At 59.2% G+C, this 3,320-nt stretch carries 4 protein-coding genes; all 4 read left to right on the forward strand.

What is annotated here, in order from left to right; all coding sequences use genetic code 11:
* Positions 1-239, forward strand: a 239-nt coding sequence (locus ACIQ47_RS15510; RefSeq protein ID WP_396438943.1) for a hypothetical protein, incomplete at its 5' end; no start/stop codon positions are given.
* A complete protein-coding gene (locus ACIQ47_RS15515) occupies positions 236-1,510 on the forward strand; it encodes a Rieske 2Fe-2S domain-containing protein (RefSeq protein ID WP_396438944.1) in 1,275 nt (424 codons plus the stop codon). The genes ACIQ47_RS15510 and ACIQ47_RS15515, both read left to right, overlap by 4 nt.
* 38 nt (positions 1,511-1,548) lie before the next feature.
* Entirely contained in the window at positions 1,549-2,532 is a 984-nt protein-coding gene (locus ACIQ47_RS15520) for a Bug family tripartite tricarboxylate transporter substrate binding protein (RefSeq protein ID WP_396438945.1), read from the forward strand.
* A 5-nt stretch (positions 2,533-2,537) separates the two neighbouring features.
* Positions 2,538-3,317, forward strand: a complete 780-nt coding sequence (locus tag ACIQ47_RS15525) for an SDR family NAD(P)-dependent oxidoreductase (protein ID WP_396438946.1) — start codon at positions 2,538-2,540, stop codon at positions 3,315-3,317.
* The last annotated feature ends 3 nt before the right edge of the window (positions 3,318-3,320 follow it).

A 3,320-nucleotide genomic window follows, 5' to 3' on the forward strand; every position in this document is an offset into this window, starting at 1 on the left:
CTCAGTTCGTGCTCGTTGACCGAGAACGCTTTCAAAATGTCCAAAGCCCGTTCAACGGCCCGGACGCCATCGCCGCTGCTGGTGCTCATGCAAAACCCTTCAAAACCTTGTGTGTCCCGTGTGTCCCGTGCGTATCGGTGTGTCCGCCTGATGGACAAGATTATCATTTCATGGACAACTTTAAGGTTGGGCATGACTGTGACAGTCACTTATTCAAGCCAAGGAGACGTTTTTCATGAACAAGGACATGTCAGAAACCCTGATTCGAGTGGGCCCCGGCACGCGCATGGGCAACCTGATGCGGCGCTATTGGGTGCCCGCTTTGAGCAGCAACGAAATCGAGCTGCCCGACGGCCCGCAAGTGCGCATCGAGTTGTTGGGCGAAAAGCTGCTGGCGTTTCGCAACACCGATGGCAAAGCTTGCATGATCGGTGAATTTTGTTCGCACCGGGGTGTCTCGCTTTACTTTGGCCGCAACGAAGAAAACGGCATCCGCTGCGCCTACCACGGCGTCAAGTTCGACGGCAATGGCCAGTGTGTGGACGTGCCCTCCAATCCCAAAGCCTGTGCGCACATGCACATCAAAGGCTACCCCTGCGTGGAGCGGGGCGGCATCGTCTGGACCTACATGGGGCCGCCCGACAAAATGCCCGAACCGCCCGAACTGGAGTGGTGCACCTTGCCAGACAGCCATGTGTTCGTCTCCAAGCGCCTTCAGTACTCCAGTTACCTGCAGGCCATGGAGGGTGGCATCGACACCGCCCATGTCTCGTATGTGCACCGTTATGAAGTGGACACCGACCCGATGCACCAGGGTGTCAAGGCGCTCGACTACATCAAGGCCGATGGCAATGTGGTGTTTGAAATCGAGAAGACTTCGTATGGGATGAGCTTGTATGGCCGTCGCATGGGTGAGCCCGACAGTTATTACTGGCGCATCACGCAGTGGTTGTTCCCTTGGTTCACCATGATTCCGCCGTTTGGCCACCATGCGCTCGGCGGCCATGCTTGGGTGCCGGTCAACGACCACGAGTGTTGGGCCTGGAGCATGAATTGGCAACCCAAGCAGCCGCTCAGCGCCGAAGAAAATGAAGCCATGGCTGCGGGCAAAGGCATCCATGTGGAATACGACGCCCCTGGCAGTTTTGTGCCCAAAGCCAATCGCGACAACGACTACCTGATGGACCGCAAGGCCCAGCAAGAAAAGCGCGCTTACAGCGGGGTGTTCGGTTTTTCGGCGCAAGATTATTCCTTGCAGGAAAGCATGGGCGCCATCCAGGACCATGCAGCCGAAAAACTGCTGCCCACCGACCGCGCCATCGTCATGGCCCGGCGCATGCTGCACGATGCGGCCGTGGCGCTGGAGCAAGGCATTGAGCCCCCGGCCTTGGACGCCTCCGAGCAACATGTTCGCCCTGCCGGCGTGTTGTTGCCCAAAGGCGATGACCCCATGGTTTGGGCCAAAGCGCACTTGGCCAATGGACTGAACGAGCCCGTGTTTTCGATATGACCATTTTTTCATTGAACACACGCACAACAGGAGACAACATGAAAAATTTGAATCGTCGGCATTTAGCCACATGGGCTCTGACCATTCTGGGCCTGAGTTCGGCCATGACAGTGGGTGCACAGGAGTGGGCGCCGACCAAACCGGTGCGCATCATCGTGCCCATCACCGGCAGCACCAACGATGTGCTGGCGCGCTTGATCGCCCCCAAACTGCAAGAAGTTTTCGGGCAGCCCTTTGTGGTGGAAAACAAGCCCGGCGCCGGTGGCAACATTGGCGCCGACATGGTGGCCAAAGCTGCACCGGACGGCCACACCTTGCTGATTGGCTACAACGGCCCATTGGCCATCAATGTCAGTTTGTTCGACAAAATGCCCTATGACCCGGTCAAGGATCTGGCCCCCATCACCTTGATGGTCAAGGCGCCGCAATACCTGGTGGTCAACCCGGCCTCGGGCATCACCAGTGTGAAGGACTTTGTCGAGAAGACCAAGGCCAACCCCGCCAAGTATTCTTACGGCTCGGTGGCTTTGGGCAGTGCCTCGCACCTGACCATGGAAATGTTCAAATCGGCGGCCGGGTTCCACATCACCCACATCCCCTACCGTGGCGCGGGGCCTGCGGTCAGTGATTTGATCGGCGGCAACATCCAGGCGGGTTTCTTTGTGCCGGGCAATGTGCAGCAATTTGCCAAAGAGGGTCGCCTGAAGCTTTTGGCCACCTCAGGCCTCAAGCGCTTTGCCAGCACGCCCGACATTCCCACCCTCAGCGAGTCGGGCTACCCCGACTTTGAAGCCACTTCTTGGATTGGTTTTCTCACCACGGGCGGCACGCCCGCGCCCATCATCGAGCGCTACAACCGCGAGATCGTGAAGATCGTTCGTTCGCCCGAAATCACCAAGCGCTTGCTGGACATGGAGTTTGAGATTGTGGCCACCACGCCCGTCCAGTTCCGCGACTGGATTGGCTCGGAAATCAAGCGCTGGGGCAAGGTCATCAAAGACACCGGCACCAAAGCGGAATGAGCGGCATGGGCCAGCCGCGTTTGCAAGGCCAATTGGCGCTGATCACCGGCGCGGGTTCGGGCATTGGCGCGGCAACGGCGCGCATTTTTGTCCAAGAAGGCGCTTCGGTCTTTTTGGTGGATGCCGATGCGCAGGGCCTGGAACGCACACGCCAGACCATTGTGCAGGCCACCCCCGAGGCCCGTGTGCTGTGCGCCCAGGCTGACGTGAGCGACCCCGTGTTGGCGCAGGAAGCCGTGGCGCGCTGTGTCAAAGAACTCGGAGGTCTGGACATCCTGGTCAACAACGCGGCCATGCGCAATTACTCGGCAGCAGCCCAAGCGACTGCGGCCGAATGGCATGCGATTGTGGGCGTCAACCTGGTGGGCATCACGAATTACTGCCATGCCGCCTTGCCGCACCTGCGCAGCACTGGCTACGGCCGCATCGTCAATGTGTCTTCTTGTTATGCGGTCAAGGGACGCAAAGGTATGGCCCTGTACGACGCCACCAAGGCTGCGCAGTTGGCCTTGACCCGGTCCTTGGCGTGTGAAGAGGCGGTGCACGGCGTGCGCGTCAACGCGGTTTGCCCCGGCTCTACGCTGACGGATTTCCATGTCGGACGCGCACAAAAAATCGGCAAAAGCGTGGAGCAACTCAAGACCGAACGCAAGGACACATCCTTGCTGGGCCGTTGGGCTACCCCCGAAGAAATTGCCTGGCCGATTTTGTGGATGGCTTCTTCGGAGGGATCGTTCATCACCGGCAGTACCCTGGTGGTGGACGGCGGCTTGCACATCGTTTGATGC

It is taken from the genome of Limnohabitans sp. (assembly GCF_044373035.1).
In the GTDB taxonomy this organism is placed as follows: domain Bacteria; phylum Pseudomonadota; class Gammaproteobacteria; order Burkholderiales; family Burkholderiaceae_C; genus Limnohabitans_A.